At 36.9% G+C, this 23,107-nt stretch carries 24 protein-coding genes; 10 read left to right on the forward strand and 14 right to left on the reverse strand.

Annotated features, from left to right (window positions below; translation table 11 throughout):
* Positions 1 to 25: 25 nt before the first annotated feature.
* Positions 26 to 502, forward strand: a complete 477-nt coding sequence (locus H7A25_07860; GenBank protein ID MCP5499800.1) for a hypothetical protein — start codon at positions 26 to 28, stop codon at positions 500 to 502.
* Between the two features lie 37 nt (positions 503 to 539).
* The gene (locus H7A25_07865; GenBank protein MCP5499801.1) at positions 540 to 1,136 is read left to right on the forward strand and encodes an exonuclease domain-containing protein; all 597 of its coding nucleotides are present in this window, start codon (positions 540 to 542) and stop codon (positions 1,134 to 1,136) included.
* A 131-nt stretch (positions 1,137 to 1,267) separates the two neighbouring features.
* Here H7A25_07865 and H7A25_07870 read toward each other — a convergent pair whose 3' ends face one another.
* The 3 genes from H7A25_07870 to H7A25_07880 form a co-directional block, all read right to left on the reverse strand.
* A complete protein-coding gene (locus tag H7A25_07870) occupies positions 1,268 to 2,500 on the reverse strand; it encodes a hypothetical protein (protein MCP5499802.1) in 1,233 nt (410 codons plus the stop codon).
* Positions 2,501 to 2,536: 36 nt separating this feature from the next.
* Complete coding sequence (locus tag H7A25_07875) at positions 2,537 to 4,531, reverse strand: Ig-like domain-containing protein (GenBank protein ID MCP5499803.1); 1,995 nt, start codon at positions 4,529 to 4,531, stop codon at positions 2,537 to 2,539.
* 114 nt (positions 4,532 to 4,645) lie between these two features.
* Positions 4,646 to 4,897, reverse strand: a complete 252-nt coding sequence (locus H7A25_07880) for a hypothetical protein (GenBank protein ID MCP5499804.1) — start codon at positions 4,895 to 4,897, stop codon at positions 4,646 to 4,648.
* A 98-nt stretch (positions 4,898 to 4,995) separates the two neighbouring features.
* Here H7A25_07880 and H7A25_07885 point away from each other — a divergent pair, with 98 nt between their 5' ends.
* Complete coding sequence (locus H7A25_07885) at positions 4,996 to 5,754, forward strand: Uma2 family endonuclease (protein ID MCP5499805.1); 759 nt, start codon at positions 4,996 to 4,998, stop codon at positions 5,752 to 5,754.
* 78 nt (positions 5,755 to 5,832) lie between these two features.
* On the opposite strand, the gene H7A25_07890 is transcribed toward H7A25_07885, so the two are convergent.
* The 3 genes from H7A25_07890 to H7A25_07900 all read right to left on the reverse strand — a co-directional run bounded on the left by H7A25_07890 (position 5,833) and on the right by H7A25_07900 (position 9,548).
* Complete coding sequence (locus H7A25_07890; protein MCP5499806.1) at positions 5,833 to 6,000, reverse strand: hypothetical protein; 168 nt, start codon at positions 5,998 to 6,000, stop codon at positions 5,833 to 5,835.
* 178 nt (positions 6,001 to 6,178) lie between these two features.
* Entirely contained in the window at positions 6,179 to 7,345 is a 1,167-nt protein-coding gene (locus H7A25_07895; protein MCP5499807.1) for an ATP-binding protein, read from the reverse strand.
* 121 nt (positions 7,346 to 7,466) lie between these two features.
* Positions 7,467 to 9,548 carry an Ig-like domain-containing protein gene (locus tag H7A25_07900; GenBank protein MCP5499808.1) on the reverse strand — a complete coding sequence of 694 codons (2,082 nt, stop codon included), beginning with the start codon at positions 9,546 to 9,548 and terminating at the stop codon, positions 7,467 to 7,469.
* Between the two features lie 152 nt (positions 9,549 to 9,700).
* Between H7A25_07900 and H7A25_07905 the strand changes: the two genes are divergently transcribed.
* Entirely contained in the window at positions 9,701 to 10,459 is a 759-nt protein-coding gene (locus H7A25_07905) for a Uma2 family endonuclease (GenBank protein ID MCP5499809.1), read from the forward strand.
* A gap of 73 nt (positions 10,460 to 10,532) precedes the next feature.
* Here the strand turns inward: H7A25_07905 and H7A25_07910 are convergent, their stop codons facing one another.
* Positions 10,533 to 10,745 carry a hypothetical protein gene (locus H7A25_07910; protein ID MCP5499810.1) on the reverse strand — a complete coding sequence of 71 codons (213 nt, stop codon included), beginning with the start codon at positions 10,743 to 10,745 and terminating at the stop codon, positions 10,533 to 10,535.
* Positions 10,746 to 10,842: 97 nt separating this feature from the next.
* On the opposite strand from H7A25_07910, the gene H7A25_07915 reads away from it, so the two are divergent.
* Positions 10,843 to 12,366: an ATP-binding protein gene (locus H7A25_07915; GenBank protein MCP5499811.1), complete on the forward strand. Its 1,524-nt coding sequence runs from the start codon at positions 10,843 to 10,845 to the stop codon at positions 12,364 to 12,366.
* 68 nt (positions 12,367 to 12,434) lie between these two features.
* Here the strand turns inward: H7A25_07915 and H7A25_07920 are convergent, their stop codons facing one another.
* From H7A25_07920 to H7A25_07930, 3 genes are all read right to left on the reverse strand, one after another.
* Positions 12,435 to 13,139 carry a DUF4143 domain-containing protein gene (locus tag H7A25_07920; protein MCP5499812.1) on the reverse strand — a complete coding sequence of 235 codons (705 nt, stop codon included), beginning with the start codon at positions 13,137 to 13,139 and terminating at the stop codon, positions 12,435 to 12,437.
* A gap of 354 nt (positions 13,140 to 13,493) precedes the next feature.
* Complete coding sequence (locus tag H7A25_07925) at positions 13,494 to 13,685, reverse strand: DUF1566 domain-containing protein (protein ID MCP5499813.1); 192 nt, start codon at positions 13,683 to 13,685, stop codon at positions 13,494 to 13,496.
* A 149-nt stretch (positions 13,686 to 13,834) separates the two neighbouring features.
* Positions 13,835 to 14,188, reverse strand: a complete 354-nt coding sequence (locus tag H7A25_07930) for a hypothetical protein (protein MCP5499814.1) — start codon at positions 14,186 to 14,188, stop codon at positions 13,835 to 13,837.
* A 475-nt stretch (positions 14,189 to 14,663) separates the two neighbouring features.
* Between H7A25_07930 and H7A25_07935 the strand changes: the two genes are divergently transcribed.
* On the forward strand, positions 14,664 to 15,110 hold the full coding sequence (locus H7A25_07935; GenBank protein ID MCP5499815.1) for a nuclear transport factor 2 family protein: 447 nt from the start codon (positions 14,664 to 14,666) through the stop codon (positions 15,108 to 15,110).
* Between the two features lie 98 nt (positions 15,111 to 15,208).
* On the opposite strand, the gene H7A25_07940 is transcribed toward H7A25_07935, so the two are convergent.
* Positions 15,209 to 16,612, reverse strand: coding sequence for a fatty acid desaturase (locus tag H7A25_07940; protein MCP5499816.1), 1,404 nt, complete (start codon positions 16,610 to 16,612; stop codon positions 15,209 to 15,211).
* A 183-nt stretch (positions 16,613 to 16,795) separates the two neighbouring features.
* On the opposite strand from H7A25_07940, the gene H7A25_07945 reads away from it, so the two are divergent.
* From H7A25_07945 to H7A25_07960, 4 genes are read left to right on the forward strand one after another with little or no spacing between them, the layout of a single operon-like run.
* Positions 16,796 to 17,383 carry a TetR/AcrR family transcriptional regulator gene (locus H7A25_07945; protein ID MCP5499817.1) on the forward strand — a complete coding sequence of 196 codons (588 nt, stop codon included), beginning with the start codon at positions 16,796 to 16,798 and terminating at the stop codon, positions 17,381 to 17,383.
* Positions 17,384 to 17,390: 7 nt separating this feature from the next.
* Entirely contained in the window at positions 17,391 to 18,365 is a 975-nt protein-coding gene (locus H7A25_07950) for an SMI1/KNR4 family protein (protein MCP5499818.1), read from the forward strand.
* Positions 18,366 to 18,372: 7 nt separating this feature from the next.
* A complete protein-coding gene (gene dinB, locus H7A25_07955; protein MCP5499819.1) occupies positions 18,373 to 19,458 on the forward strand; it encodes a DNA polymerase IV in 1,086 nt (361 codons plus the stop codon).
* Between the two features lie 37 nt (positions 19,459 to 19,495).
* On the forward strand, positions 19,496 to 19,753 hold the full coding sequence (locus H7A25_07960; protein ID MCP5499820.1) for a hypothetical protein: 258 nt from the start codon (positions 19,496 to 19,498) through the stop codon (positions 19,751 to 19,753).
* Here the strand turns inward: H7A25_07960 and H7A25_07965 are convergent.
* The 3 genes from H7A25_07965 to H7A25_07975 are packed head-to-tail and all read right to left on the reverse strand — an operon-like array spanning position 19,750 to position 23,094.
* Positions 19,750 to 20,952, reverse strand: coding sequence for a hypothetical protein (locus H7A25_07965; protein ID MCP5499821.1), 1,203 nt, complete (start codon positions 20,950 to 20,952; stop codon positions 19,750 to 19,752). The two genes, H7A25_07960 and H7A25_07965, sit on opposite strands and share 4 nt — an antisense overlap.
* Positions 20,953 to 20,956: 4 nt before the next feature.
* The gene (locus H7A25_07970) at positions 20,957 to 22,153 is read right to left on the reverse strand and encodes a molybdopterin molybdotransferase MoeA (protein ID MCP5499822.1); all 1,197 of its coding nucleotides are present in this window, start codon (positions 22,151 to 22,153) and stop codon (positions 20,957 to 20,959) included.
* A complete protein-coding gene (locus H7A25_07975; GenBank protein MCP5499823.1) occupies positions 22,150 to 23,094 on the reverse strand; it encodes a bifunctional molybdenum cofactor biosynthesis protein MoaC/MoaB in 945 nt (314 codons plus the stop codon). Before H7A25_07975 ends, H7A25_07970 begins: the two co-directional genes overlap by 4 nt.
* Positions 23,095 to 23,107: the final 13 nt, after the last annotated feature.

The raw sequence follows: 23,107 nt of genomic DNA on the forward strand, positions 1-23,107 counted from the left end.
TTCTGCCGAAAATTCTAAATACTATATGACAGAAACTATTCCGGATAAGGAATATCAACCTAATAAAGAGTTGAGAAAATTGTTAAATAAAAAAAATCAAAAGGTTTTTTATCTCGATTACTGGAGAAAACCCTGTTACTGTAGTACCTGTATGAAGGATAAACAGGTCAGTCTAAAAAAGGAAAAAAAGCAGGATAATTGCAACAAAGAAAACTACTACTTGATGATTGTCCAAAAGCCAAAAGTTTTTTCCTATACAGGACCGGTTTGGCATCATCTTGAAAAAACAACAAAACCCGGGGAATACTTAAAAATCAAAGGGGATTGGATTCTTTATGAATACAGGGACTTTGTGGAAATTTTTCACAGAGCCAGAGTTGCCTATAAAAAAGTTCAATATGAAGAATATAAAGGAACCAACCTGACACATACAGAATTTCCCAGAAGAAACATCTGGTATGGTTCGGGAGTGGAAGACGAAGTTTTTATTGAGAGAATATAGGTTTTGATAGAATAAGCTAAAAGGAGCTAAATTTTTTATGTATACACATGCAATCATTTTAGATTTTGAAGCCACCTGCCAGGATGGACCTCGGATAAGTCCTCAGGAAATTATAGAATTTCCATCAGTTTTGGTGTCTCTTGAGCGCAGGGAAGTAATCGATGAGTTTCAGTCTTTTGTTCGACCGATTCATCATCCCCGATTAACCGATTTTTGCAAAAAGCTTACTTCTATACAACAGGAAGATGTGGATAAAGCCGAATTATTTCCTGATGTATTCCAAAAGCACCTTGCCTGGTTAAAGAGCCATGATTTGACGGAGAATAATGCATTTATTGTTACCTGCGGTGATTGGGATCTTAAGTCCGGGTTTCCGGCACAATGTTCACATTCCGAACCTGTAATAGAAGTGGTTCCACCTATATATCAACAATGGCATAATGTGAAACATTCTTTCTGTGACGCTCAGGGAGTAGAAAAAGCTCCGGGTATGAGAGGAATGCTAAAAGCCCTGGAACTGCCCTTAGTCGGGTGGCATCACAGGGGAATTGATGATTGTAGAAACATAGCCAGGATTTTTTTAAAGCTTATGGAGAAAGGCATTAGTCCAGAGATAAGTTCTGTTTCAGGATAAAATACACCAAATTTATTCTTTGAACCATCGGTTGATGAGGGTTTACTGCTATTGTGGCTGTCCTTTTCTTTCTTTGTTTTTCTTGTACAGGCCTTTTTTCCGCTGTGTAGTTACGAAAAAATAAAATAATTCTAAAACCTATAACTGAAACCACTTGAAATATAGAATCCGGAATTTCCATCCGCTCCTATCATTCTATCGGAAGATAATTTGACATCGACTTTCTTTTTAGGAGGCATTTCCCCTTCTGCAAATAGGATTACATCGATTATATTTATCATCCAGATACCACCTACAATTTTTGCATAGGTATTTGCTTTTTGTTCGGCCTGCTTTAAGCGAGTATGGTTTTTATCATTCAACATATAGCTTAACCAGAAACTATTACCATAGTAGGAGGAAAGAAAATCTGGATTAGTACCATAGGGCCAGCCATTGAAATCCCGGTATTCCTTTTCCCGCTTCTTTAAATTTCTATAAGAAACTGCATAGACCAATGCACTTATCACTGTTGCTGAAAAGAAACTTATCGCTTTCAGGTTAGAACCATCTCTTCTTTGACCCCAGCCCGGCACCAGTGTGGAACGCCATATCATCGGCCATTTTACAGATTTACCCTCATAAGGGTTTTTTAGGGATTGTTGTTCCAAATACTCCATGGTTCCACCGGTAATCTTTTTCGCTAAAAACTCCACAGATTCTTCTGCTCCTTCTTCTGAAAGTTCTTCTATTAAAAGACTTTCCGAAAAATCCACCTTTTGCTTCTTAATGTCTATAACATCAGCGTTTATAAAAATATGGGTTCCGGCTCTGGAAATAGTTCCGGTAAGAATCTTATTGGCTCTTAGTTCTACCGGAATCAGGGCAGCACAGTCGGAGCCTATACATTTCTTTCCGGCCAGGGCTTTTTCTATACTCCTGCTGTCGATTACAGAAAACAAATTTGTTTTAGTGATTTTCGTTTTTAAGAGATTACTATACATTTCTGCTTTTTCTTTTGGTATACCTGTGCCTATTTGGAACTTAATGAACACGAGCCTTGGCTTTTCGTCTTCCGGGATAACCCAATCTGTATTGCTCATAAAAGCATCGGCCACCCTGACTCTCTCTTTTTCATAGAGCTCCTTGCGATGTTGTCCGAGGGCCTGAGCCAATGCCCAATGCACCGGTTTTAGTTTTAGCGATTTTACTACAACCTTCTTAAATTCGTTCGTTCTACCGCTCGAATAGGTAATATGGACATGAGTTTCTGTAAGTTTGGCCCTGACATCCTCAATTACCTTTCCGTTTTTTAGAGTAAGTGTATCGGATAGAAGAGCAGACGATAATAGGGAGCATAATAATATACTAATATAGCTTTTCATAAAAACTCCATTTATTAAACTTTAAAAATCCTCAACTCAAGGTCCGTAGCGAACACAACGGACATTGTTGAGATAATAGGTCTTAGTGTAGTTGTCGACAGAGCCATTGAGGAAGTAGACGTACCATGCGGAGAGGTCAGAAGAAATGAGGCCACTCGCCGACCAATAGCCGGACAAAATTGTATTAGGAAAGAAAATTCCATTAATTTTTGCTCCTGTATCTTCGTTCTCTCCGGATAAATCTATCAATGTCTTTAATTCTTCAATTGTAGGTACCCGCCAACCTGTTTTCCCGGCAAAACCACCTGTTGGATTTGTATTCAAATCATTACAGGAGTTATATGCTGTACTGGAACCATCGTTCAGAAATGTACCCAGAATTCCCGTATTGTTTCCTCCATTGCAGTCATTATCCATCTCATTGCAATAATAATATGTTCCTGCGTTTCCATCACAAGCATTTGTATTATTATTCCATGTCTGTCCCTGACTACACTTCTTCCATATCAGTCCTGTGCTTTTGTCATAGATTGTGCCATCGCCATTATCAACATACCAGGTCTTTGCTTCCATATAAGGATCACAGGATATTACAATATTGGATACATTAGAAGTTATAGTTCCGCTTGCATTAAGAACAGTACAGGTCTGATCGGTAGGGTTTGTTTTTACTGTTACTGCATAGAAAGTATTGTAATTGATATTAGTTGCAAAGGTAAAGTTACCATTGGAATTTAAAGTCAATTCGTTTCCACTGTTCAGTTGCAATACAATGCTTTTAGAACTTCCCATACCCGATAATTCCCCTCCTATAGTATAATTTGTGGTTACACAACTTACGCTGACATTGGAGACATTGGCTGTAGCTGTTCCGATTCCATTGGAAAGTGTACAGGTCTGACCGGCAGGCTGGGTTTTGATGGTTACGTTATACAAATACGCTACTGATTTAGAAAAGGTAAAGTTGCCATCGGCATTTATGCTTAGCTCATCTCCTCCGTTGTTCTGTAGTACCAACATTCCACTGAGTCCTGTTACTGTGCCTCCGATGGTAAAACTCTGGCAACTCACGCTTACATTTGTAACATTAGTAATAGCAGTTCCACTAGCATTGCTAACTGTACATGTCTGCCCGGTGGGCTGGGTTTTCACTGTTACACTATAATCACCCGCAACATCTGTGGAAAATTTAAAACTACCATTAGAAGTGATAGTTATATCATCTCCACCATTCTTTTGTAATACAAGAGTACCGCTCAATCCGCTTACTGTTCCTGCCACAGTATAGGTAACAAGTCTGCCTGTGGTAAAACTGTAGGTTTTATTTTCGCCCAGAGAGTTTCCTGCCAGATCCTTTATTGTGCCAAGAATAGTGATGCGGTGCTTCGTACTGGTGCGAAAGCTTTCATTCACTCGAAAGATTAGAGTCTTTTCTTCTCCGCTGACAGTTCCCGGAACATTTTTACTATTTTCATTTTTATCAATCTCTACTATAGATAAGGATTGAGTATTCAAAGTAGTTATATCAATTGCTTCTGAGAAAATTAAAGTTATAAGAGTATTATTCGACACATTCGTTGAGCCATCTGTCGGAATCACAGTTTCCACAACAGGTGGAGAGTTGTCTAAAATATCGTTGGTAGTAAAACTTATGTTTGTTGCTGTCGCAAGAGAATTACCGGCAAGGTCTTTGATTCCTGTTTGAATGAAAATTGTATAATTTGTCCAGGAGGAAAAGATGGCGGATGGTTTAAGCTGCACGACACTGCCGATAAACTCTAATTCTTTTTCTAATATAGTGTCTCCCTGTTTTAAGATAATAGTTTCATTACTCACCGTATCCGGATCTAAAGCCTCATTGAATACCAATTGGATAGATGTATTTCTAACTATCTCAGAGGAAGAATTTGCCGGATAGCTGGTTTTTATAGAAGGAGATTCGTTATCTATATTATTATTGGTGGTGAAATATATGAGTTCTTCGACCGGATTTTCCTGTGTATTACCCTCTAAATCCCGGACATTGTTCATAAATTTGACTGTGTGTTTTGTGTTTGCCGTATAGTATTCGGAAGGTGTAAACTTCAGGGTATTTTTAGAAATGCTAACAGTTCCTTGAATTTCTTTACCACCTGCATCATAGACCTAGAGGGTAGTTTCATTGGCAGAAGTGGAAATAAGGTTTTCATCATACACAATTAAAAAGGAGCGATTGCGGGCTATGTCGGTCTCGTAATTATAAGGTGTGGTATAGTTTACCTCGGGTGGAGTTTTATCCTTTTGTAACCAGAGATAATGCAAAAACAAACCGGGTGAGGGTTCAAAAGGATTATTGAAGTTTATCCCCGGAGTACAGGAAGAAAGAAAAATAAGAAGTAGAATTACCAACCATTTCATGATGAGAGTCCGATATCTATGATATGCTTTTTCATTTAATAAAGCAAGAATAAAAATATAGTTTACAGCAATTATGAACAGTTTAGGCTACTACTAAGATGAAACCGCCGGAAGAAAAAGAGACCTATCACCTAATTTTCCCCGAACAATACCCGCTACCTCCTCGCATTCAGGAACTTTCGAGGCTCAATACCGAACTAAGTTTATCGTATCAAGAAAATACATTGATTATCCGGGAAGCTCCCCCCTACGCCTTTCGAGACTATGAAAACTTTCTTTTACGCCTTCCGGGTTTTACTGAAGAACTATTCTTTCAACTCGAAGAACTGAACGATGAAACACATTTTGAATTTGATGATAACGAGGAGGTCATTGTTAAAATGTCTACTTTTGCATTAATAAGTTTATTAACAGGTGCTGTTTTAACTTCCCTTTTTATCTGGGCAAAGTCCAGAAAGAGCGGCAGGGTGTACACAGAAGACGGAGGCTATATGCTCGAAAGCCCGAACGGAAAACATCTTCATAGAATGGCGGATATTTCTTATATAGCCTACAGTAAAGCTTCCCCGGAAGAACAGGCTAGCTGGTATTCCCGCATTCCCATAGCTCCGAGTCTTGCGGTTGAAGTTGTATCGGCTAAAAGAGGTTTAAAACCGGCACTGAAAAAAATGAAAGATATCTGGATGGCAAACGGCACTGAACTCGGGCTTGTTATCTGTCCTTTCAGTAAGAAAATCTATATATTTGAAATATCTAAAGAATCCTATACCGAACAGAGTATATTCGAGGATTTCACCCATCCCGACCTCCCCGGCTACAAAGAAAACTTCAGCGAATATGTAGAAAAGATAAAATAGCTCTAAAACCTAAAACCGCTTGAAATATAGAATCCGGGAATAGTTAGTTTCATAATTATAAGGCGTGCTAAAGTTTACCTACGGTGGTGTTTTGTCAGTCTGCAACCAGAGGTAGTGTAAGAGAAGACCGGGTGAGGGTTCAAAGACATTATTGTAGTTTATTTCTCCAAGGCAGGAGAAGAGTAAAAGAGTTACTATAGACAAGAACTTTTTCATATAATTATACACAATTTCACATAATTCCATATTGAATATACATAAGTTTTTCGAACATCTCAAGTGTTTTTTTCTTTTTCATCTTTTTTAGTAAGATATCCATCAGTATATATTACCTTTCACGCACTACAGTTCGGAGCGAACACAACGAACGTAGTTGCAGTTTGTTTCGTTTTTTAATTTGGATAATTCCAAAGTTGGAGGAAAATCAAATAGTTTCTAATTCTTTTGTTTTAATAATTGAATCAATAATTATCTTCTTTTTTGCTTGGAATTTTTCAAAAAGAACTTTCTGTTTTTCATTCAACTCGGTACCATATTTTGCTTCTATTAATATTCTATCTTCAGTAAGAAAATCCAGTTCTACTTCTTCCTGTAAATAATATATTTTACTTTTATTTCTTATTAGAAGATAAATATAATTTTCAAAATAACTTCCTAAGTCTCTTTCTCCATGGAATAAAAACTTTATACCGAGATCACTTGCATAAACCTTCTTTGGACTCAATATTTTTTCATTTGTTTTTCCCCATCTTGATACAAGATGAATAAGGTATGTTGCTTCAAAATAAGACAGATAGCGTCTCGAAGTATCAGGAGAAATTTTTAATATTTTTGCTATTTTATTTATACTGATCTGTTTTCCACTTCTTTCCATCAACAAAGAAAAGTAGTCACGCATAACGTCACTATTTTTTAAACCGTAAAAAGCCGTTATGTCTTTTTGAATAATATCTTCTACAAGTCCCATCAAATATTGTCTTTCGGGATAATTAATATTTTCTGGCATTCCTCCTATTTTAATGTAATCTTTGAAATAGGAATCTAAAAGAGAAGCATCTCTTTTTTTGACTGAGATTCCTTTAAAATCCAGGAATTCAAAAAAGTCCAGGGGTTGTACTTCAAATACTGTAGTTCTACCTGTTAAATTTGCTCTTTTATCTTTAAGAAGAGAACTTGAAGAAGACGTAGCAATGATTTTTAAATTTTCTTTATCAAATAAGTTTTTAAGCTGAATTTCATATTCATTTTTATATGTGATTTCATCAAAAAAAAGATAAGACTTTTCTTCAGATTTAATTTTGCATATTTTTCTATATAAAGTGAGAATCTCGTGGATTGAGTTATTCTTAAATAAATAATCATCCATACTGATATAAAAAATATTTTTAGGTTTAATTCCTTTTTTTAAAAGATGGTGGATCATCAATTTCATGAGACTTGTTTTTCCCACCCGCCTGAGACCTGTAAGAAAAAGGATTCTATTTTCATTCAACCAGAATGGGAACTTTTCCTTAAGGCTTTTCCTATTCCACAATTCTATCTTAAAATCATTTTCCCACCACGGATTATAAGAATAAAGCGATTCTTCCATTTGAACAACCATACTATCATATCGTATATTTGTCTACAATAATATATGTTTCAATCGTATAGGTAAGCATTTTATCTACTTTATTCTTACTCCATAATTCAAAAATTAATTTCCATTTACACTACGGTCCGGATACACAACGTACATAGCCGTCAAAGGTCTTAGAGACGCTGTGGACATAGCCAGTAACGAAACCGACGAGCAACGCGCTCGTAGTATTAGGCGCATAGGTAGTAGAACTCCAATAAAAGCCAGCAATGGTATTTGGAAATAAATTTCCATTGTTCAAAGCCCCTGTTGAAGAATAATTTTGTCCTGATAGATCCAATAGAGTCTCCAACTCAGTAACAGAAGGAACTCTCCAATTGGTTCTTCCGGCAAATCCAGCAGGGGGATTAGAATTCAAATTATTGCATTGTGTGTAAGCTTCGCTTGTCCCGGTTCCATTTAAAGTATAGGGAGGATTTCCCGATGCATCAGAGTTACAACTATTATTATTAACGTCACAATATCGATATTTTACTGCAGTTCCATCACAACTATTTGTGTTTTCATTCCATGTCTGTCCCTGGCTACACTTTAGCCAGATTAGTCCCGTACTTTTATCATAGATTGTTCCATCTTTATTATCCACATACCAGGTCTTGGATTCCATATAGGGATTACATGACACCGTAATATTAGAGACGTTAGCAGTTGCTGTTCCTGTTGCATTGAGAATGGTACATGTTTGAGTGGAAGGGTTTGTTTTTACAGTTACTGCATATGAATTATTATAATTGATGTTTGTTCCAAAAGTAAAACTTCCATTGGAATTTAAAGTTAAATCACTACCACTATTCAGTTGTAAAACAATATTTTTTCCACTCCCCATTCCTGAAAGATTCCCGCTGATAGGAAAAGCCGATGTAACACAACTCACGCTTATATTGCTCACATTTGCAGAGGCTGTACCATTGCCATTGCTAACTGTACATGTCTGTCCCGTGGGTTGTGTTTTTGCAGTCACACTATAATAACTTGATACACCGGTGGTAAATGTAAGACTTCCATCGGATGTAAGAGTCAATTCATCTCCACCGTTATTTTGTAATATTAGAGTTCCACTCAATCCGCTGACAGTTCCACCAACCGTATAGGTGACAAGTCTGCCTGTGGTAAAATTATAAGTTTTATTGGTCCCCATGGCATTGCCGGACAGGTCTTTTATCGTACCCATAAGGGTGATTTGGTGTTTGGTACTCGTTCGAAAACTTTCATTCACACGAAAGATAAGACTCCTGCCTTCTCCACTTACAGCACCCGGTACTTTTTTGATACTTCCATCTTCAAATATTTCTTCTATATAAAAAGAAGAGGTATTCAAAGTATTCACATCTATAGCCTCGGAAAAATTTACCGTTATAAGAGTATTATTCGACACATTCGTTGAACCATCCGCCGGAATCACCGTTTCTATTACCGGGGGAGTTCTGTCCGAGGTATCTGTTGTGGTAAAACTGATTGTTTGTTCAGACGCCAGAGCATTGCCGGACAGATCCTTTATCCCGGTGGTAATCAATAATGCATATGTAGTGTTGGGTTGAAACCCAACAACAGGTTGAAACCCAACACCGGGCTTAGGAAGTTGTATCTGTACCACAGAGCCATAAGAGGAAATCTCTGTCTCAATGACAGTGTCTCCCTGTTTCAGTATAAAAGTATCCGTACTCGCATTCAGAGGAGTGCTGGTTTTTAAAATAGGAGGCTCTGTGTCTATATCATTACCCGTGGTAAAGTAAAAAACATCTTCCTTGAACACAGGCTGCACATTCCCCGCTAAATCTTTCACGCTCTTTTGCAGCTTTACCGTATGTAAGCTATTCGCTGCATAGTATTCCGTCGGTATGAATTTTAGAGTATTCCTATTTACTTCTAATTTGCCCGGAACCTGAGTCGTAGCATGAAAAACCTGTAAAGTGTTTTCCTTCACAGACTCAGAAAGAATGGGTTCATCATATACTATTAATATAGAACGATTCCGGGAATAGTTAGTTTCGTAATTATAAGGTGTTGTATAGTTTACCTCGGGTGGAGTTTTATCCTTTTGTAACCAGAGATAATGCAAAAACAAACCGGGTGAGGGTTCAAAAGGATTATTAAAGTTTATCCCCGGAGCGCAGGAGGTAAAGAAAATTAGAAGTAGGTATACCAACCGTTTCATGATGAGAGCCCGATATTTATAATATACTTTTTTAATAAATAAGGCAAGAGAAAATTAATCTTTATGAAGAAAAACTCTTTCTTTTTAAATATACTTTCTCTTGACAGACTCTCAACAATTACGTAAAATGGAAAAATTAAATGGGAACTGAGATGAAACCGCCGGAAGAAAAAGAGACCTATCACCTAATTTTCCCCGAACAATACCCGCTGCCTCCTCGCATTCAGGAACTTTCGAGGCTCAATACCGAACTAAGTTTATCGTATCAAGAAAATACATTGATTATCCGGGAAGCTCCCCCCTACGCCTTTCGAGACTATGAAAATTTTCTTTTACGCCTTCCGGGTTTTACTGAAGAACTATTCTTTCAACTCGAAGAACTGAACGATGAAACACATTTTGAATTTGATGATAAAGAGGAGGTCATTGTTAAAATGTCTACTTTTGCATTAATAAGTTTATTAACAGGTGCTGTTTTAACTTCCCTTTTTATCTGGGCAAAGTCCAGAAAGAGCGGCAGGGTATACACAGAAGACGGAGGCTATATGCTCGAAAGCCCGGACGGAAAACATCTTCATAGAATGGCGGATATTTCTTATATAGCCTACAGTAAAGCTTCACAGGAAGAACAGGCTAGCTGGTATTCCCGCATTCCCATAGCTCCGAGTCTTGCGGTTGAAATTGTCTCTGCTAAAAGAGGTTTAAAACCGGCACTGAAAAAAATGAAAGATATCTGGATGGCAAACGGCACTGAACTCGGGTTTGTTATCTGTCCCTTTAGTAAGAAAATCTATATATTTGAAATATCTAAAGAATCCTATACCGAACAGAGTATATTCGAGGATTTCACCCATCCCGACCTCCCCGGCTACAAAGAAAACTTCAGTGAATATGCAAAAAAGATAAAGTAGTTCTAAAAATAACCAAAATCACCTGTACACCAACGTCGCCAGAGCATTCCCCGCCAGATCCTTTATCCCTGTTTTAAGATAAGCTTATCCGCTGTAAGCGTTTCCGGGAATAGTTGGTTTCGTAATTATAAGGACTGGTAAAATTTACATCTGGTGGGGTTTTGTCCCTTTGCAACCACAGGTAATGCAAAAAAAGACCGGGCATGGGCTCGAAGAGGTTATTGTAATTTACGCTTCCAATGCAGGAAGAAAGAAAAATGAGAAGTAGAAATACCAGTCGTTTCATGATGAGAATCCGATATTTATGATATGCTTTTTTATGTAATAAAGCAAGAATAAAATATAGTTTACAGCAATAGAGGATTGCTTACACTGATTCTTACATGGCACGACCTCGTTATTTCAATACCTCCGGTCCGAATATTCCGGAGGAGCATTATACCCTGTTCCGTCCTGCTTTAATGGCAAAAGGTCGTGATATGGTTGAGAGAAGCCGTTATTTCACCATCTGGGCACCAAGACAAACCGGAAAAAGCACCTATTTTCGTCTTCTGGCAAAGGAGCTGGAAAAAGATGATTATAAAGTCTGTCATATTAATTTTGAGAACTATATGAATGCCAGTCTGGAGTCTTTTTTAAAAACATTTGTTCAGGAAATAAACCAAAATTGGGGAACAAATATATCTTTAACGGAGATTTCAGATATAATCCAACAGTTAAAGGGGATTGCAGATAAAAAACTTGTTCTGATTATTGATGAAGTCGAAGGAATTAATTCTGAATTTTTTAATGAATTTTTACATTCCATTCGTAATGCTTATCATTCTCGTAATAACCATTCCTTAAAATCCGTAATCCTTGTCGGAGTTTCGAATATCACAGGAATCATACAGGACAATGCCAGTCCTTTTAACATTGCTGATGATTTGAGTTTATCATATTTTTCTAATGAAGAAACCGTTGAACTTTTAGAGCAACATGAAACAGAAACCGGTCAAATTTTCTCCGATGAAGTAAAACAAAAAATAATCGGTATGACAGCCAACCAGCCGGGTCTTGTGAATGGCTTTGCCTATAAACTGGTTGAGCTTTGTCCGGGCAAAAAAGAAATCACTTTAGACGACTATTTTACAATTGAAGAATGGTATCTTACAGAAGCGATTGATAAGAATGTGAGTAATATAATCAATAAATCTAAAAAATATAGAAAGTTTGTTGAAGAGCTTTTGTTTACCGAAACTAAAATCCCCTTCAAAATCGATAGACCTGCAATATTAGAATTATATATAAACGGAATTATTAAAAAAGACGATACCGGCAATATTGAGTTCTGGGTTCCTCTTTATAAAAACAGGTTGTTAAATGCTTTTTTTCCCTATTCGAATGGGGAAAGTGAACGTATTGCCCGGAACATGCTCTCAACAGCTTATCTTAACGAAGATGGAAAAATTAACTTTAAGAAATTAATCGATAGCTATAAAGAACACATCTCTCTTCGTAGCTTTCGGCCTTTCCGGGAAAAAGATGAAGAGGGAAAATTTGTTTCCATTCCGGAAGCTGCGATGATCTATAGCTTTGAAACCTTTATCAGTATCTTCATCCGTGAACTCGATGGTAAAATTTATCGTGAAGGATTTGTATCTCTCGGCAACACCGATATGATTATCAATGTTGAAGGCCATGAGTATCTGTTGGAATTAAAAAAATACTACAGCCCCTCCTATTTTAAAAAAGGTAAAAAACAACTCGCCTACTACTGCAAACGAGCAGGATTAACGGAAGGTCATTATATCATTTATGTAGACAACCGGACAAAACCGGAGTTCGTTTCGGAAGAACCGGAAGTTATTGAGAGTATTACTATATACTCTTATCTTATCTGGTATGATGAAGAGAAAGACTTTTGAGGGAGTATCCAATAAAGAGTTTTATAATGATTTTTCTTGAACCATAACACTGTGTAGACAGGGTATATTCACTCAAACAATTTTTCTACATTTTGCCAGGGCATGATATTTACTTCATTTTGTATTTTTTCTTCATCCCCTCCATAGATAAGAAATTTGTTTGTTATCTGTAATTCTGTTTTAGAATAATACTTTAAGTTTTTAAAGAAATCAGAAGTTATCGTTGAAGCTGATTTTACTTCACATAAATCTACGAAAATCCCTTTATCGATAAGGAAGTCTATTTCATGACCTTTTTTATCTCGTAGGAAATATACATCTTCTTTATTACCCCTGTTGTATTGGGTTTTTAAGATTTCAGAAAAAACAAGAGTTTCAAAAATAGCTCCTTTTAAAGGATGAGAAAAAATTTGTTCAAAACTTTTAATACCCAGAAGATAACAGACAAGGCCGGTATCTAAAAAAAATAATTTTGGTGCTTTTATTAACCTCTTATTTATATTTTTAAAATAAGGGCGAATTAGCTTGATAAGAAAGCTGGCTTCCAGAACATGAATCCATGATTTAATTGTGTTATGATTTACACCACAGGATGTGCCTATCTCATTCATATTGAGTAATTGGCCTGTCCTTCCGGCAAGAGATTGGCTTACATTCTGCATCAGTTCAAATTGGCAAACATCCGGGTTTTCCAGACTTACATATTTTTTGTGAGGAAAAAGGATTTTGCATAATGTCGTTTTACCGGACTGCCTGGGGCCGGTTATGGTCAAAATTGGATACTGCTTGCAATTTTTCGGGGATACATCAGGAAAGCAATAAATAATCGGTACTATTTGTCAATTGAATTATCAAATAGTACCGAATTTCCGTAACTAAAGCTTTGACATCCGTAGAAACTTTCACAGCGTAAGTCGTATTAAAAGGCAGATCCTAAGAAGGGTGAAAATCAATTGTATCATTCGTGTCGGAAACTGTTCCGGCAATCGCTATTATTCAAAGAATATCGGCAACACGAACTCTCCCTTTTCTCTTAATGCAATAAATTGATTCATACACAAACAAACATTCCTCGAAAAAAAATCGATCCGCCTAATGGGGGAAGAATCAAATAACCAAATCACCCACTACGGCCCGGAGACACAACGGACATAGTAGTTATTGGCCTTACCGTAGCTGCTAACATAGCCATTAACGAAATTGACGTACCACGCGTAGGAAGTAATACTCGACCTCGTAGTAGAACTCCAATAATGGCTAGAGGAAGTATTTGGAAAATAAGTTCCGTTGATGGCAGGAGATGAAGTGGGATGTATCAAGCAATACCTTCTTTTTCACTACCTCTCCTCTCCCGATATCCAGACTCTTAAACAACGAAAAAAGACTCAATGCCTTAAATTTTTACCTCTTCCGCCCTTCGGATAGTGTAGTAAAGCTTATTATTTCAGAAGTAGTATTCTTTAGAATCTTATTTTACCAAATACTCTTTAGCTTCTTCAATATTATCAAACATCTGAGTATTATCATTGCTGGAAAATTTAATATAGGCCCACACTAATATTTTCTTCATACCAACTATTCCAATTAAAGCTGTTTTTTTTATTTTAGGCTTCTGTTTCTTACCGTATTCTTTTGCTTTATCCATATACTCTTTGGATACATATGTATCAGTAAAATCATTCAACAATAATACAGGTTTTGATACTTCATCAATGATTTTCTTTTGCTCTTCTACAATCGCAATCAACTCATCATCCGTAGCCCCTTTCATGTCAATAAACAGTATTTTTTTTCCTTTGTGGTCTAACCAACTGATTGGCATAATAAAATCTCCTTTATAATTTAATGTTCGGAAAAAATTTTAGAATTGCAGAGTAATAAAAATTTCGGCCTAATCTGGTCTCCACTAAAAATCTTCCGGCCAGCTACCGTTGGATTTTGGGTCAATGATTATCACCCATGCAGCATCCACCCTGTTTTGCAGCTTTACCGTATGCAGCGTATTCGCTTCAGAGTTCTTAATTTACAGTTTTAAGCTATATAAAAATATTAAATAATAATAAAATACTGATAATCATATATATCAAAGGAAGAGCAGATGATACATTCCGGAGTTACAAAAAGACCTGTCCAAGTATTTTTTTATAACAAGTTCACTACCATCAATCGCTGAAATATTTTTTACTGCTTGACTTTTACTTTGAAAAAATAAGAATATAAATAGAATAAGTTTTCAATAAAGAACTATTTGGTTAATCTTGATTAACTGTTAGTATATTGTGTATTAGAAGGATAGTATGGAGAACAAAAATAAGGTAGAGATTCGAGATATAATAGAGCGCTTTACCGAGGGTTTTAATGCAAATAACCTGGATATGGTGATGGAATTTTTTGCGGAAGATGCCATCTATGTTGAATTGAACGGGAAGGAAAACCGGGGAAAAGCAGACATCCGCAAAGCATTTGAACCCCAATTTAATGGATACTACGGAAAAATGTTATTTCATCATAAAGATTTTTTCTATGATGCGGAAGAAGGAAAAGCTCTTTTCAATTGGTGGTGTACCATGGAATTGAAAGGAAAAATTTTAAAGTGGGAAGGTTTAGATATTTTTTTAATCGAAAATGGGCTTATTAAGGAAAAACGTACGTTTTCCCAATCGGATATTCCGAAGTTCATCCCTCAGAAATTATTATTGATACCAGGTTTTCTTTTGAATATGTTAAAACAAAAAATGTTTTGAAATTAATCTGAAAGTCTGTGGTATGAAATGCAGGCGAAAAAGCATTTCACCTGCAAATGAACATTCTAATAGAGTTTTTTATTACCCGACAGGGGTATTTATAAAACCAATTGTAAATCTGATTCGGGTTTGGCTACGCAAATTTTCACATGGGTTTGAACTGCATCTCCTTCAAGACTTGTTTTACCGGAAAGTTTTTTTACACTGCATTTTCTACAAACACCTTTACGGCAACCGTAAGCAGGATTCATTCCTGTTTTTTCCAAACTTTCTAGTATCGTATTGCTTCCATTAGCTTTAACTGTCTTACCTGAGTTCCTTAGTTCTAACTTATATTCAGTTAGATTATTTTTTATTAATCTTAATCCTGAGGTAGATGTTCTCTCTGTCATTTTTTTCCATATTTCTTTTTGCTTATGATCCTTATATTTAAAAAATGGAAAGGAATATTTGGCTCCTGTACCAATAAGTTCTATAATAGAATTGAGCCAGGTTTCTGACTTGTAAGGCACTCCGTATTTCTCACATACTTCCCGAACCAGATAAGAAGATTCCCTTAAACGATTTGGTGGTAAATCCGGAAATAAGTGGTGTTCCATGTGAATGTTAATTCCACCCAAAAAAATATCTTCAAATCTTTCATCCACATAATAGTTGAGAGTACTTAATATTTGTTGCAGATAGAATTCTCCTTCCGTTGTACCCGGAGCTTCAGTAAAACTGGCCAGATTATCGTTTAAATGCTCAACTGCTATCATAAAGACAAAAATTGTATCGGCTGAAAGTTTAGCTAAATAATTCCCCACTAAGGTTGAAAAAAAATTTAATCCCGACTTTAAGGGATAATCCAGATAGTTTTCTTTATACATCTGAAATACCTTCTCAAGCCATTTTAGATTGGGAAAAGGCTTTCTTTCTTTCTGCTTTTCACTTTCTTTTCTTGCAGTACTAATATACCAGCTCATGAAAGCCGTCAGGTTTAAGGGGAGTCCTATTAAGATCAATGGAACCTGAAACAGGTGGTGAACAAACCATTCCTGTCTTTCATTGATTCGAAAAAGAAGAAATCCAAAATCATGATCTTTACCGATAATATTCGTTTCTGAATGATGATAGACGTTATGTGCAACTATCCAATCCTCTTCCAGCATACTACTATTCCACCTGTGCTCTGAAGAGCGAATATCACTTCCGGGTAGATTATCATAGCATCCGTGTAAGATCATGTGTCCGTTTGCAAACTCCATACAAAAATGACCGCTGAGCATTTTAATCCCGCTTAACCAGGTACTAATATTCTTTGCTTCCGCAATTTTATGACGACCTATATTATGCAATCTCCAGGATAGTTTTTTCATTTTTTGCATGTGCTTTAGATCTTTTTCTCCCAGTTGGGACATTAGGCTTTTATAGATATTTCGAATATCTTCTCCAAATTGCTCTACCGGAGTTCGCTCACTTAGATGATTTTCCTGTGTTTTTTTTAAGCTGACACTGCTCATATTCTTGATCCTTTCATGATGATGAAATTTATTCCCAATGTAACCACTGTCTACTTTGAGAAAGATTCTGTCAAGTAAAAAAGTTGACACTGTCTACTTTTTCTTTATTCTGGTAATATGCCCAGAAAACCTAAGGCTCAATATCATCATGGAAATCTGAAAGCCGCTTTTTTAGAAGAAGGTATGAAGATAATTAAGGAGAGGGGTTTTTATGATTTCAGCATGAGAGATATTGCCAAGCAATTAGGAGTCTCACACGGCGCCATCTACAAACATTTCCAGAACAAAGAAGCTTTATTTGCCGAGCTTTCTACCCAGGGCTTTGAGTTGTTAACATCGGAGTTGAACAAGACTTTAGAAAAATGCCCTCCGGGGAATGTAAGTTCCATGGAAGCTATAGCCAGGATGTATATACGTTTTGGAATCGAATACTCCGAGTACTATCGACTGATGTTTAGCGGAATCATTAACTCTACAGCGGATTATCCGGACTTAGAAGCTGCCAGTCAAAGAAGTTATAATACTTTTAAAAGGGCTATCAGTTCTTTAATCGATAAGGGTTTTATTCCCTCCCTCATTGATGCAAATCTTTTAACGTTCTATTCTTGGGCTTTCTTGCACGGCTTAATCAGCCTTGTGCTGGATAAGAGGTTACAGATAGCTTTTCCACCCGGATACAATCTGCAAAATCTGATGGAATCTTTAGAGTTTTTAATCCAATCAGGACTTTCTTTATTGAATCTATATCCGAAAATAAAAATGCAGGTTTAGAAATTATATGAAACAAGTTTTTTTTACAGACTTCGATTTTTCTGACTTTTGGGATGATGACGAATATGCTATTAAAAAATATTTATCTGAATTTCCGGAGGATAAGCTGATTCTATCCATAGAAACCGAGCTTGGGGGCTACAAGCTTCCTAAATCCTACATAGAGCTCATGAAACAGCACAACGGAGGAATGCCCAAAAATACCTGTTTCCCTCTGAATGACAAAGGAGATTACATTGAAATTACCGGTATCTTCGGAATCGGTCGGGAAAAAACCTATTCTCTTTGCGGTCAACTTGGCTCCACATTTATGATAGAAGAATGGGAGTATCCCGACACCGGTGTATATATCTGTGACTGTCCTTCTGCCGGGCATGATATGGTGATGTTGGATTACTCAAAATGTGGCAAAGAGGGAGAACCCGAAGTTGTTCATGTGGATCAAGAAGACGATTACCGTAAAACCTTTCTTGCGAAAAACTTTGAAGAATTTATCAGGGGACTCTTACCCTATTCGGAGTTTGATAAGTCCGAAGAATATTTTCAAAAAACTCTCGAAACTTTGAAAAGCGGTAAGTTCTCCAAGCTATTAAAGACTTTTTTCAAAAAAGAAAAAGCGCAGAACTTCGAGAACATTCTAAGAAACCTATTAACCGAGCTCAGCCAAAAGAAAGGCTATTTTGCCCTGCACGAGGATGACTTATCCTATCTGGTCTATGATATTCAATTTTATTTATATAGTAAGTATCGCAAGATAAGTTCAAGGAAAACGTTTCTAAAAGCTTATCCGAATATGCTGGCATTTGGAGATGGAGAAATTAGTACAGGTGGTTATGCTCCCGGTTTTGTGGAGAACTGGTTTGATAAAAGACTGAAAGATGGGAGTATTATCGAGGAGGATTCGGGCAAACTTCAATTTAGTGTAGAATATCAAAAATTAGTCTTACAGAGTATACAGAATTATAATAAATCTCTAAATTAGAAATATCATGCAAATTGAAAAACAAAGAAAAATTATCCATATTGATATGGATGCTTTTTATGCCAGTGTAGAACAACGCGACAGGCCGGAATATAGAAATAAACCCGTAATTGTGGGAGGTTCGCCCAATAGTCGTGGAGTGGTTTGTACGGCGAGTTACGAAGCGAGGAAATTTGGTGTTCGTTCGGCCATGCCATGCTCTAAGGCTTTTCGGCTCTGTCCTTCCGGTATTTTTATTCCACCCAGATTTGAAGTGTACAGGCAGGTTTCTAAAGAAATTCACCGGATATTTCATGAATACACCGACCTTGTAGAACCCTTATCTCTCGATGAGGCCTATCTCGATGTCACGGAAAATAAGGTGGGTGCTGAGAAAGCAATGAGAGTCGCAAGAGAAATCAAAACAAAAATTTTCCAAACAACAAAACTCAGTGCCAGTGCCGGTGTATCCAATTGTAAATTTATAGCGAAAGTGGCTTCGGGTATGAATAAGCCCGATGGTCTTACACTCATTGCTCCCGATAAGGTTCTCAGTTTTTTAGAAGAATTGAATATAGAGAATTTTCCGGGTATCGGCAGAGTTGGTGCTACTCGCATGAAACGTCTCGGAATTGAAAGAGGAAAAGACTTGCAAAAGTTTTCTGAAGCAGAACTTGTCAAACTCTTTGGTAAGTTCGGTGTTTTCCTTCATAAAATTGCTTTTGGAATTGACGAAAGAGAAGTAAAGCCATATCGCACGAGAAAATCTATAGGAGCTGAAAACACCTTTGCGAAGGATATTAGTGGCAAGGAAAACCTAATGAAAGAGCTCAGTAAAATCGAGGAAACACTCTGGAATCGAATCCAAAAAGCAAAGGCTTATGGAAAAACTCTGACTTTGAAAGTTAAGTTTCACGACTTTCGAACTCATAGCAAGAGTCAATCGTTTAGTTCCTACTTAAAAAATAGGGAAGAATTAAAAAAAGAAGCCCTGATACTTTTAGAAAATAGTGAAGCCGAAGAGGAACCGGTTCGGCTTTTAGGGCTCTCTATCTCCCACCTGGACATAGAGGAGGAAGAAAAAGAAGCCGCTCAATTAGAACTTCCTTTTTAGACTTTACAAATTTTATAATTAGTAAAACTTCTTATATATGGATTCGAAACTAATCAAAGAAAACTTCAAAAGTAATTCAGGTGTAATCGCAAGTACTTTTAAACGGGAAGAGTCCGAAGTGGAAAAAGCCATAGAAAAAATGGAAGGCCCGAAAGACCGGATGTTTCTTGCATTCTTAACCGAATTAAATCTGCCTTTGAATACCAAAAACCTTATATTTCTCAATTCTATTGCCAATGCTGAAAAGCAAAAACAAAGTTTTTGGTCTGAACTCTGGAATGGACTCTTCGGCTAAGCCTGATTCAGTCTGTATTCCTTTCGCATTTGCTTTAATACTGCATCCAGTTCTTTAAGCTCTTTTTCGTATTGAGTTTTGCGAAGATACTTTTTTAGTTTTTCAAAACTTTCTTCCTGTGCCGTATAAATTTCCCGTATTTTTTCTGCCAGTTTTATTCCTTCTTTTGTCAAATAGGTTTTGCCTTTCTCAGATAAAATATCTTCCAGAGAATAGGCTATCATTTTTCTTTCTTCTGCAAATCTATACACACATCTTTCTAATTCGAGTTCGCTCTCTGCATGTTCAAGTGCATACAGGCTCAGATGTTTAAAGAGTTCGGAAGCATAAGAAAAAGTAAAAGCTGCATGATAAATTCCGTAAAGACTTCTGAGTTCCCGTCTCCAGGGAGAGTAAAAGATTTGCTCATTCTTTGTTTCTTTTTTAAAAAGCTTTTTCTTTTTCAAAATAAGGTTCAGGTGGTGATGTCCATTTTCATGCATCAGGTCATCTATTGTTTCGATCAAATCCCTGTCCGGGAGGTTGAGATAAGAGATCCCGGGTTCATCAAAATGGCTATAACTTACGAGTTCCTCAGACTGCACAGCTATAAGCTTATCGCTTAAGATCCGGTATAATTCATAACCTTCTTTATAAGAATTTTCTAAAATATTTTCTGCCTGTTTGAGTTGTTCTATCTTTTTTTGGCTTAAGCTTTTTTCGGTAAGACTTACATCCAGACCGCTTTTCTTGGCACCTTTTTTAGATTTTCTATAGGTAGAAGGAAGTCTCGTTTCGGAAGATAGGTGTAAATCTGCATTTAAGTGGATTAGCTTTTCCTTACAGTTCTGTATAAATTCTTGAAGAACCGCTTGCAAGGATTCTCTGTCAACCTTCGTTCTTTCCCAGTGTATAAATCGGAAGTCTTCTCTTCCAAAATCCGACAGTAAGGTTTCCATTACATCCTGATAGAATTCCTGCTGGTCTTCTTCTGCTATAGAAAGAAGTTCAGATAAAATATCCTGAAAGTAAATTCTCTCATGAAAAGCGTTCAACCAGGTTTCCATCCCGGCCAGGGAAGTAGAGGAAGAATAGGCTGTAAATACAGAAGCTTCTTCTTTAGGAATTTTAAAACTTTTTAGAATATCTTCATATTCTTTTTGCAAAGAGTTATATAATTCTTCTTTTAAGGCACGAACTATTTTGTTAGCTTGATACATATTTCTACCAGAAATAAAAAGGCAAACTTTCGCCTTTTTGAGCTTCATTCACTTTTTCATCTAAAAAAGCAAGACCCTGAGAAAAAAGAGAAGCCCTGATATCTCCACTCCCGTTAAACGAAACGGTTTCCAAATAGGTTTTGTTTTCAAGGTTTTGCATACGCACCGGAAAATAATCCCGGAATCCGTGTCGTTTTCGCTTTGTTTCTGCAAGGGGTAAAAATAAAGGCTTTTTTTCGGGGAGTCTCATGAATTTTCGAATATAAGGTTCTACGAATATTTTGGTACAGACCTGCACCGAATAGGGATTCCCGGGAAGGGCAAAAATTGTACAAGAATTTTTTGCTTTCGCGACTAATATAGGTTTACCGGGTTTTATTTTTATTTTATGAAATAAAATATCTATACCCATTTCTTTTAATATACCGGGTAATAGATCCAGATCTCCCGCAGAGACTCCACCTGAAAAGATAAGAATATCCTTATCCAGTTCAGCTTCTAAAGTTTCTCTTAAAATCTTTGGATTATCCGGAAGAATAGAATATTTCGAGACTTCTATATTATATTTATTCAATATTTGGCGAATAAAAAAAGAGTTTGTGTCCCGTATTTGAGAAGCACCGGGAGTAGCTGTAATCGGAATTACTTCGTTACCGGTAGAATACACCTGCACAGAGGGTCTTTGAAAAACTGCAACATCTGTTTTGCCTAAAGTCGCGAGAACCGAGAGAGCTTCAATCCCCAAAAAATCTCCCTTTTTTAAAATCAGTTCTCCGCTTTTTATATCCTCTCCCTTTTTAGCTATATTCATATATTCCGATATACCTTCAAGTTGAAAAGACACTTTGTTTTCGCCTTCCTGTAAAGAATCTTCAACTCGAATTAAAAGATCTAAAAACTCGGGAACCGGTGCTCCGGTCATGATTTTTATACAGCTGTCAGAAGAAATAAGGCCTTTTTCCCAGCTATCCCCGGCGTATAAAGTTCCCGCTATTGTATAGATTTTATTTTTTTGATAAGACTCCGAAGGAAGAGCGTAGCCATCCATGGCTGAACGAAAAAAGGGAGGATAGTCCCTATCAGAAAAAATGTCTTCCCCGAGGCTTCGATTTAAAGCTTCCTGTACTGGAACTATTTCCGTTCTAACTTCCCTCGGACAAACAGAAAGTATTTGTTGTAAAGCTTCCTCTACACTTATCAATGCCCACCCCCTCCTAACATTTTTCTTGCGTGAAAAATTCCGGGAATTAAAGCTTCCATACTTTCTTTAGCCCCATTGCTACTTCCCGGTAGGGTCACCACTAAAGTCTTACCTATATGACCCGCAACCGATCGAGAAAGCATGGCCCAGGGAGTCCTGTCCAGACCATAGCTTCTCATCGCTTCAACAGGTCCCGGAATTTCCCTTTCTAATAAAGGTTGAACCGCTTCGATAGTCAAATCCTTGGGACTTAAACCCGTTCCGCCGGTAGTAAAAATAAAAGTTACTTTTTTTGAAGCCCAATCTTTTACTTTCTCCTGAATTTTATCTATATCATCAGGAACAATGCAATATTCATGTACAGATATATTATGTTTTTCCAGAAAACTCTGGATTACTTTTCCTGAGTTATCCTCCCGCTTTCCGGCAAAGGTAGAATCCGAGCAAACAAGGATACAGGCGTTCATATCGGGTTTTGCCTGGTATTTTGGATCAGTTTTTCCTCCTGTTTTTTCTAAAAGACGGATAAAACCTATTTCCATATCCTTTGTTACAGGCTTGAGTAGATCGTATAAAACAAGAGCCGTAGTAGAAGCACAGGTCAAGGCTTCCATCTCCAAACCTGTTCGCCCTATAGATTTTGCCTGCACTTCAATATAAATCCCGGAATCATAAGTTGTAGATAAAAAATTTTCCACATTTTCTTTTTCTAAAGTTTGAAATTGAATATCAAGTGAGTCTATAGAAATCGTATGACAGTGGGGTATCAGCTCAGGTGTTTTCTTGGCAGCCAGCATTCCGGCTGTTTTTGCGATTTCAAATATGTTTCCCTTCGGCACTTCATTATTTTTTATTGTATCTAAAATTTTCCTGTCAAAGAAAAGATAGGCACAGGCTTTTGCCGTACGCAGAGAGATTCTTTTCGATGTGATATCTTTCATATATATTACTCCA

This window comes from Leptospiraceae bacterium (assembly GCA_024233835.1).
Taxonomy (GTDB): domain Bacteria; phylum Spirochaetota; class Leptospiria; order Leptospirales; family Leptospiraceae; genus JACKPC01.

Excerpts from the sequence above, each read along its gene's own strand:
- H7A25_07860 (MCP5499800.1), top strand. The coding sequence starts at position 26 with ATGACAGAAACTATTCCGGATAAGGAATATCAACCTAATAAAGAGTTG.
- H7A25_07865 (MCP5499801.1), top strand. The coding sequence starts at position 540 with ATGTATACACATGCAATCATTTTAGATTTTGAAGCCACCTGCCAGGAT.
- H7A25_07870 (MCP5499802.1), bottom strand. The coding sequence starts at position 2,500 with ATGAAAAGCTATATTAGTATATTATTATGCTCCCTATTATCGTCTGCT.
- H7A25_07875 (MCP5499803.1), bottom strand. The coding sequence starts at position 4,531 with ATGAACAATGTCCGGGATTTAGAGGGTAATACACAGGAAAATCCGGTC.
- H7A25_07880 (MCP5499804.1), bottom strand. The coding sequence starts at position 4,897 with ATGAAATGGTTGGTAATTCTACTTCTTATTTTTCTTTCTTCCTGTACT.
- H7A25_07885 (MCP5499805.1), top strand. The coding sequence starts at position 4,996 with ATGAAACCGCCGGAAGAAAAAGAGACCTATCACCTAATTTTCCCCGAA.
- H7A25_07890 (MCP5499806.1), bottom strand. The coding sequence starts at position 6,000 with ATGGAATTATGTGAAATTGTGTATAATTATATGAAAAAGTTCTTGTCT.
- H7A25_07895 (MCP5499807.1), bottom strand. The coding sequence starts at position 7,345 with ATGGAAGAATCGCTTTATTCTTATAATCCGTGGTGGGAAAATGATTTT.
- H7A25_07900 (MCP5499808.1), bottom strand. The coding sequence starts at position 9,548 with ATGAAACGGTTGGTATACCTACTTCTAATTTTCTTTACCTCCTGCGCT.
- H7A25_07905 (MCP5499809.1), top strand. The coding sequence starts at position 9,701 with ATGAAACCGCCGGAAGAAAAAGAGACCTATCACCTAATTTTCCCCGAA.
- H7A25_07910 (MCP5499810.1), bottom strand. The coding sequence starts at position 10,745 with ATGAAACGACTGGTATTTCTACTTCTCATTTTTCTTTCTTCCTGCATT.
- H7A25_07915 (MCP5499811.1), top strand. The coding sequence starts at position 10,843 with ATGGCACGACCTCGTTATTTCAATACCTCCGGTCCGAATATTCCGGAG.
- H7A25_07930 (MCP5499814.1), bottom strand. The coding sequence starts at position 14,188 with ATGCCAATCAGTTGGTTAGACCACAAAGGAAAAAAAATACTGTTTATT.
- H7A25_07935 (MCP5499815.1), top strand. The coding sequence starts at position 14,664 with ATGGAGAACAAAAATAAGGTAGAGATTCGAGATATAATAGAGCGCTTT.
- H7A25_07940 (MCP5499816.1), bottom strand. The coding sequence starts at position 16,612 with ATGAGCAGTGTCAGCTTAAAAAAAACACAGGAAAATCATCTAAGTGAG.
- H7A25_07945 (MCP5499817.1), top strand. The coding sequence starts at position 16,796 with ATGAAGATAATTAAGGAGAGGGGTTTTTATGATTTCAGCATGAGAGAT.
- H7A25_07950 (MCP5499818.1), top strand. The coding sequence starts at position 17,391 with ATGAAACAAGTTTTTTTTACAGACTTCGATTTTTCTGACTTTTGGGAT.
- dinB (MCP5499819.1), top strand. The coding sequence starts at position 18,373 with ATGCAAATTGAAAAACAAAGAAAAATTATCCATATTGATATGGATGCT.
- H7A25_07960 (MCP5499820.1), top strand. The coding sequence starts at position 19,496 with ATGGATTCGAAACTAATCAAAGAAAACTTCAAAAGTAATTCAGGTGTA.
- H7A25_07965 (MCP5499821.1), bottom strand. The coding sequence starts at position 20,952 with ATGTATCAAGCTAACAAAATAGTTCGTGCCTTAAAAGAAGAATTATAT.
- H7A25_07975 (MCP5499823.1), bottom strand. The coding sequence starts at position 23,094 with ATGAAAGATATCACATCGAAAAGAATCTCTCTGCGTACGGCAAAAGCC.